This window comes from Ginsengibacter sp. (genome assembly GCF_057362405.1).
Genome location: NZ_JBMQQG010000182.1, coordinates 62,254 through 69,825, shown reverse-complemented (window position 1 = coordinate 69,825; position 7,572 = coordinate 62,254). Strand labels below are relative to the sequence as shown.

The window sequence follows — 7,572 nt, the reverse complement described above, 5'->3', positions numbered from 1 at the left end:
TAAGCGAACAGGATAAAAGTAAAACAATAAAGGACTTATCAGTTGTATCTATAAACTGAAGGAGATAGCTTTGCATAAACCTCAAAATAATAAACTCTTTTAACCTAACAAATCCTTCCTCAACCTTTGACCTAATAAAAACCCATTTCCTGAATTACAGAAAATGGATATCTAAGGAATTATCGGGATGACCCTATTTAAGACACTGAACAATACAGATAGATTTTCAATTTTTAGCCCCCTGGTAAATTTATCGACACAAAATTGTTTGCTATAAGTTCCCTTTAACGCCTCACCATTTTATCTTTTACAATTTCGTTAATCACTTTTTCCCGCAGGTTCTGGCTAATGGTAATCTTTGCATTGCCAATATCTAAAACATTACCTTCTATACTTTTCACTTTATGCATGTTTACAATAAAAGATTTATGTACTTTAATAAAAATATGGGCAGGCAACTGTTCTTCCAGGCTTTTTATTGTAACATAAACCAACATCTTTTTTGAATTTGTGTAAAGCATCACATAATTCATCATTGCTTCAGCATACATTAAATCATTATAAAAGACTTTTTCAAGCTGGCCATTACATTTGATAAAAAAGTGGTCGTTGTTTTTAGTTGGTTCGGGCGTGGTTATCTTTTTTAATTCCCTCCGTTCTTTTGCTTTGTTACAGGCTTTCAAAAACCGCTCAAAAGCAATTGGCTTCACTAGATAATCCAGCACCTCCAGCCCGAAGGCCTCAACAGCATAATCTGCATAAGCGGTGGTCATGATAATATCTACATTTAACCTGGTAGTTTTTAAAAAATCAACACCATTTATTTTAGGCATATTAATATCCAAAAACACTATATCGATATCATTTTCATTTAGCAATGACATTGCTTTTAATGGGTTCTCCGCCTCACCCGATAATTCCAGATAATCTATCTCCTCAATAAATTCCTGCAGTACTTTCCTGGCAATAGGTTCATCATCTATGATAATGCATTTCAGTTTCATGCTAAGTCGATCGTTAAATTCGTTTCATAATAGTCACGCTCCATCTTTGTAGTGAGATTATATTTACGAGGATACAGTAACTCTAATCTTCTTTTCAAATTTACAATGCCAATACCATTTGAATTACCCGGTGCGGCAGGTTGCCGTAATTCCATTGTATTAAAAAAAGAGCAATGTAAAATAGTACCTTCTGTAAATAATCTGATGTCAATTTTATTTTCTTTGTCGCAAAAATTGCTAACAAATTTGAAAGCATTTTCGATGAGTACTACCAACAAAAGGGGTGCAATATTCAGACCCGGCTCAATATTTCCAATTTCAAGATTTACAATCAAATATTCATTTTTTCGCAAGCGTTGGAAAGCGACATAGTTCGTCACATATTCGATTTCTTTTTTTAAAATAACTTTTTCCGCGCCACAATCATATAACTGGTATCGCAATAATTCAGAAAAATGCAACAGGATATTCCTTGCTACCTGGTTGGTTTTATCAATATGCCCGTAGATCGTATTAAGTGAGTTAAAAAGAGCATGAGGATTAATTTGAGCTTTTAAATAATCCAGCTCATTTTTTATTCTTTCTTTCTCCAAAAACTCCAGCTGTTGTTGGGTTTGAATCCTGTCAATAAGCATTTTCGTCATGGTAACCACCAGTACCCACAGCGATATATTGATGAATGAATTGAGGTACAGTGTAGCGAAGTCAGTTACCCGAACACCACTAAAAAAGTACAGGTTCATTTGTAATGCCACGAGGGCCCTGAGCCATGCCGAAAATGCTATGACTATTATGACTGACGATACAAAAAGAACATTTTTCTTTTTCAATAAAAATTGCGGAACGATGAAATTGGTGATGACATAATAATCGGCTGTTATGAAAATCAGGTAGCAAAACTCAATGGTCATGGTTTTAGTAATCGAAACCGAGTAACTCCGAAATGCCAGCACCCACAAGAGATAAATCGCCGCCCAAATAAGCACATGATGTATGACCTTGTTTGTTTTCAAGATTATGTTTTATCAAAGGTATAACTGCTTTACTGTTTTTTTAGCTTATTACATTAAACAGGAGAAAAGCCTGATTAAACAATACTTTATCAAGTAAAAGAACTAGATGCTGTAAATAATTTTAAATAAAATAACAGACAGATGATGTTTGCAGTATCAAATTAATCAAAACAAAAAAAAATGGAAAACGAAACGCATATTAAAAGAGATGAAAATAATGACGGCATAGACAGGGCCGGGTTTTTAAAATGTATGGCATGGGCAGGAACGGGAGTGCTTTGGATGATGTCCGGAGGAATAATGAAATCTTTTGGAATGAGCCAGCTGATTGACAAATCGACCGGGAATCTTAAAAAGGGATTAATACTGCCTAAAGCAGACTTTAGTTTTGTCCAAATCAGTGATAGCCATATTGGCTTTAGCAAACCCGCGAATACAGATGTTGTAGGAACCTTACAAGCGGCCATAGATAAGATTAACGGAATGCTAACTCCCCCGTCTTTTGTCCTGCATACAGGCGATCTTACTCACCTTGCCCAGGCTGATGAATTTGATGCATTAGAGCAAACTTTGAAAAGTGCAAAAACTGAAAAAATATTTTATGTGCCAGGCGAACATGATGTAACCGATAATGGGAAATTATACCTCGAGCGCCACGGTAAAGGAACTTTCGGGGATGGCTGGTACAGCTTTGATTCACACGGTGCACATTTTATCGGCCTTGTAAATGTATTAGGCGAAGGTGAGGGTGGACTAGGTTTTCTTGGTGATGCGCAGCTTGAATGGCTCGAGAAAGACGTGAAACATCTATCAAGCAGTACACCCATCGTCGTGTTTGCGCATGTGCCACTTTGGGCAGTTTATCCGCAATGGGGCTGGGGAACATCTGATAGCGAAAGGGCGCTTTCTTATCTCAGGCGATTTGGTTCAGTTTCAGTCTTGAACGGCCACATTCATCAGACAATACAAAAAATCGAGGGCAATATCACTTTTCATACAGCAATGTCAACTGCATTTCCGCAGCCTGCGCCTGGTAGTGCTCCATCACCTGGTCCAATGAAAGTGCCTGCGGAAAAGCTTAGAAGCGTGTTGGGATTAACAAGTGTCAACTACGTAGAGCATAGCCACACGCTGGCTATAACCGACATGCCTTTAATGGACGCAACCGAAAAAGCCATGGGTCAATAGTCGCTTAAGAATGTTGGTATTAAAAATTTATTTCTTACGTGATTAAAGAATAAAAAGTATGAAGAAAATGTTTTTGTTATCAGTAGTTATACTGACAGGGAATTTGTTATTAGCTCAATATAGACCGACCAACAATGGCTCTTCGATCCAATTCAAAATAAAAAATTTTGGCATTAATACACCGGGGGCCTTTACGGGATTGCAGGGGAATATCAGTTTTGATATTAATCACCTGGAAGCGGCAAATTTTGATGTAACCATTGACGCCAATACAGTAAATACCGACAACGAAATGCGGGATAATCATTTACGGCGTGAGACTTATTTTGATGTGACCAATTATCCCAGGATTCATTTTGTTTCCACCAAAGTAACTCCGTCTGCCAAGGCCGGGATACTAATGATCTTCGGGAGGCTTACAATTAAAAATCATACAAAAGAGATTTTATTTCCATTTACAGCCGAGGCAACAAATGATGGATATCTTTTCAAAGGAATGTTCACGATCAACAGGAGAGATTTTGACGTCGGGGGTGCAAGCATAATTTCGGATGACCTTGACGTTCAGTTAAGCATAGCGGCGAAGAAATAAGACTAATGGTCATTACACGAATAATACAAATCGCAATTTTTTAATTTATGTTAATCAGCAGAAAGATGATAGTAGCCGGTGGTTTGGTTGCCGTAGTTGTAATCAGTGTAGCAGCAATTAATCCCATCCGACAAACCGGTGAGTTCAAAAACCTTAAGGTGTTGCCAAAGGACATCGGCTCCAAAGATTTGCAAAAAATAATGGTGGATGAATTCCAGGATGGTTTGGGTGTTGGATGTAATTTCTGTCATGCAAAGGAAAAAGGATCGCTGCATCTTGATTTTGCAAGTGATGAAAAACCTGAAAAAGAAATTGCCCGTTCGATGATGCTCATGACATTGGATGTAAACAAGAAATATTTTGGGGTGGAAAATCCATTGATAGGAGACAGTGTATTAACGATATCATGCAACACCTGCCACCAGGGAACACCACATCCTGGTAGGTCAGAATAATTCATTCAATGGTCACGTACCACTTTATAATAACTCTGAAATGAAAAAAATCATCCTATGGTTCCTAAATAGCCCGGTAACAGGCCCCTCCTCAATATTAGCGCTTCGCCTGATGGCAGGAAGCCTGATTTTTGGGGAGGGCATTTTACAACTGTGGTGTATGCGCCAGGGAGCCGGAGCGCTTACAAAGATGGATTTTGATTTGCCCGATACCACAACATATATAACCGCAACATTGGAAATTGTTAGTGGCTTATTCTTAATCCTCGGTTTGTTCACGAGAATAACCGTTTTATATATTATTCTGCAAGTGTTAAGAACACTCAGTCTAAAAATTGATTTATATTTCGCGATAAGATTTTTGCAATTACCGCCCGATTCTACAAGCGCCATTTGGGTCGCCTTGTACGACCTGCGCTCTTACTATGCACAATTACTCGTTTGTCTTTTTTTATTGTTAGAAGGTGCCGGGAGAAGATCGATTGATTTTAAAATCCATATATCAAAGAAGGTGTATAGCATGGGTGACAATTAGTTTGCGTGTTACAGACGATGCATGATTGCTGCTATTTGCGAGTGGCTGTTGAAGGCATTATAGACAACATGGGTCGCGAAAATGTGCAGGTATGATTTTATAAAGGGATAACACGCCTTTAATTATCATAAGACGCAGACTAAATACAATTACCCGATACTTCCGTGGTGTGGTAATGATCATAAATATTGGTAACACTTTTCAATAGCATTTCGATAGCGCCATTTACAAAAAATGTTTTTTAACTTTAGTGGCTTGCCATCTGTTATTCCCTATCCGTTAAAAATTTATGATTATAACAAATCGATTCAAACAAGGGCATGATACGAAGAAAAATTATTTACCTTTTGCTCCTTACTGTTTCATGTACTCCGGTAAAAATATTTGCACAGCATGCGATGCATCATGACTCGGCTGCACAAAATATTATATCCGGTGTAGAACCGCAACCCTTACTGGCACAGGCTGTTCGTTTGAAGGATGCTTTATCTTTTTTAGGAAGTCCATTGTCTCAACAGGATGAAAAGCGTTTGGTGGCTTTGCAACAACAGCCGCTTAATCAGCAGGTAGTAAATGATGTGCAGGCTATTCTCGATCCATATTGTCTTGCCTTTATAAACATCAATCCCGAAGCACGGGTGAAGGTTGAAAGAGGGCCTGCAAAAGCAAGGCTGATCCAGGGGGGCTGGGTTAGTTTTTTAGTAAAAGTAAATAATGATGCGGGGGTTACTGCGCAACTCGCAGCCGAAAGCCCCAATGCAGCAACCCCGTTATATGCGCCTTCGTTTGATCCAAAAGTTGACGAAAAAAAAGTACTTACGGCGGGCCAGGTTGCCAATCGTTTTCTTGAGGTGCAGGTATATCACAATCGTCCGCTGCTTCCAAATCTATCAGGTTTAAAATTGGAATATGCAGTGCTGCAGATCTACAGTAAAGACAGCGGCCAACGGGAAGTGGAATTGGGATTTAATATCGGGCAGGGCACGCAGGACATTGGTTTCCGCAATACAATCAATATCCTTTTTTCTATAAGGCCTTCCGTAAAAGTTACGCTCCATATAAAAGATGATGATGGAACTCCTGCAATGGCATCGTTCCTCATTACCGATGGCATAGAACGTATCCTGGATGATAGCATCAATACGATCGCAAAAGCAGACTTTCGCTTCGTGGCAGCGCAGCGTGAGTTCCAGTCGAATCTTGGAGCGTTTAGCGATTTCAAAGTTCCTAATGAACTTATAGGTATTTATCCATTGCCTTCAAGAAGAGTGGCTGCATATGACGAGTATCCGGATTTTTTCTTTCAATCGCAAATTTATCGGGCTGACGGCGAGCATGTGGAACTGCCAGCCGGTAAGTATAATGTCACGTTTACAAGAGGGCCTGAATACACTCCTCAAAAAATGCAGCTTAACGTTCCTCCGAATGTTAGTACTTACGAGGCCACATTTAGATTGAAACGATGGATCAACATGGAGAAGCTTGGCTGGTATAGCGCGGATCATCATGTGCATGCTGCCGGTTGCAGTCATTATGATAGCCCGGAGGAGGGAGTAAAAACAATAGATATGTGGCGACAAGCGTTGGGTGAAGATTTGAATGTAGCAGCCGTGCTTGCATGGGGACCAAGTTGGTATCACCAGAAAACTTTCTTTACCGGAAAGGATGATCCACTTTCAACGTCCACCAACATTATACGCAACGATGTTGAGGTATCCGGTTTTCCTTCTTCACATGCGGGTCATGTTGACCTGCTCAGGCTTAAAGAAGATGATTATCCCGGTACAACAAAGATCGAAGAATGGCCCAGTTGGACGATGCCTGTTCTTGCCTGGGCAAAATCACAGGATGCAGTTACCGGGTATGCTCATTCGGGATGGGGGCTGGAGCCCACAGAGCCAACTAATGACCTTCCTAATTATGTGTTGCCAAAAATGGACGGCATAGGTGCCAATGAATACATAGTCACCGTTACACAAAATGTGGTTGACTTTTACAGTGCCGGTAATACACCTGCTCCGTGGGAGTTAAATATGTGGTATCATACCCTCAACTGTGGTTTTACCACCCGGCTGAGTGGCGAGACAGATTTCCCTTGCATTTTCGACGAACGTGTTGGATTGGCACGCAGTTATTTTAAACCGGATGGCGCACTTACCTATGACCGTTATGTAGACGCTATCAAAAAAGGCCGCTGCTATGTTTCTGATGGAAGTTCACATATTATTGATTTCTCCGTTAATGGTTTGGAACCTGGCATAAAGGACAGCAGGCTTTCTTTAAACGGAAAGCAAACAGTAAAAATAACAGCAAAAGTGATTGCGAATCTTTCAGCGCAACAGGATGCTGCAGGCGCAGCCATTGCGCAAAGAGCGGTGATGGAGCAACCTTACTGGAATATTGAAAGGGCACGCATCGGTAAAACTCAAAATGTATATGTGGAACTAATTGTAAATGGCGAATCGGTGGATAAAAAAGAAATCGTTGCGGATGGACAATGGCAAAATGTAGCATTTACCTATCCCGTTGGCAGATCGTCGTGGGTAGCATTAAGAGTTTACCCAAGTTCACATACCAATCCTGTTTTTGTAATAGTTGATGGTAAACCCATTCATGAACTCCGAAGCGCTGAATGGTGCAGAAAGGCATTAGATCAATGCTGGAAAATGAAGCAGGGAAACATTCGTGCTGAGGAACGCACTGCTGCTGAAGAAGTTTATAATAAGGCTCGAAAAATTTATCACAGAATTATAAGCGAATCATCGGGGAAGTAGTTTATCTTAAG

The 7,572-nt window shown here is 40.0% G+C and carries 7 protein-coding genes; 5 read left to right on the top strand and 2 right to left on the bottom strand.

Annotated elements, in window-relative coordinates:
- Window positions 1-284: 284 nt before the first annotated feature.
- Window positions 285-1,004 carry a LytR/AlgR family response regulator transcription factor gene (locus ACO1O5_RS15925; RefSeq protein ID WP_486271941.1) on the bottom strand — a complete coding sequence of 240 codons (720 nt, stop codon included), beginning with the start codon at window positions 1,002-1,004 and terminating at the stop codon, window positions 285-287.
- Window positions 1,001-2,017: a sensor histidine kinase gene (locus ACO1O5_RS15920; protein ID WP_486271939.1), complete on the bottom strand. Its 1,017-nt coding sequence runs from the start codon at window positions 2,015-2,017 to the stop codon at window positions 1,001-1,003. Before ACO1O5_RS15920 ends, ACO1O5_RS15925 begins: the two co-directional genes overlap by 4 nt.
- Before the next feature lie 180 nt (window positions 2,018-2,197).
- Here ACO1O5_RS15920 and ACO1O5_RS15915 point away from each other — a divergent pair, with 180 nt between their 5' ends.
- The 5 genes from ACO1O5_RS15915 (at window position 2,198) to ACO1O5_RS15895 (ending at window position 7,561) form a co-directional block, all read left to right on the top strand.
- Window positions 2,198-3,205 (top strand): metallophosphoesterase family protein, encoded by a 1,008-nt coding sequence (locus ACO1O5_RS15915; RefSeq protein ID WP_486271937.1) that lies wholly within the window; start codon window positions 2,198-2,200, stop codon window positions 3,203-3,205.
- A gap of 58 nt (window positions 3,206-3,263) precedes the next feature.
- Window positions 3,264-3,797 carry a YceI family protein gene (locus ACO1O5_RS15910; protein ID WP_486271935.1) on the top strand — a complete coding sequence of 178 codons (534 nt, stop codon included), beginning with the start codon at window positions 3,264-3,266 and terminating at the stop codon, window positions 3,795-3,797.
- 47 nt (window positions 3,798-3,844) lie between these two features.
- A complete protein-coding gene (locus ACO1O5_RS15905; RefSeq protein WP_486271933.1) occupies window positions 3,845-4,252 on the top strand; it encodes a c-type cytochrome in 408 nt (135 codons plus the stop codon).
- Between the two features lie 40 nt (window positions 4,253-4,292).
- On the top strand, window positions 4,293-4,787 hold the full coding sequence (locus tag ACO1O5_RS15900) for a DoxX family protein (RefSeq protein WP_486271931.1): 495 nt from the start codon (window positions 4,293-4,295) through the stop codon (window positions 4,785-4,787).
- Between the two features lie 320 nt (window positions 4,788-5,107).
- Window positions 5,108-7,561: a CehA/McbA family metallohydrolase gene (locus ACO1O5_RS15895; RefSeq protein ID WP_486271929.1), complete on the top strand. Its 2,454-nt coding sequence runs from the start codon at window positions 5,108-5,110 to the stop codon at window positions 7,559-7,561.
- Window positions 7,562-7,572 lie beyond the last annotated feature (11 nt).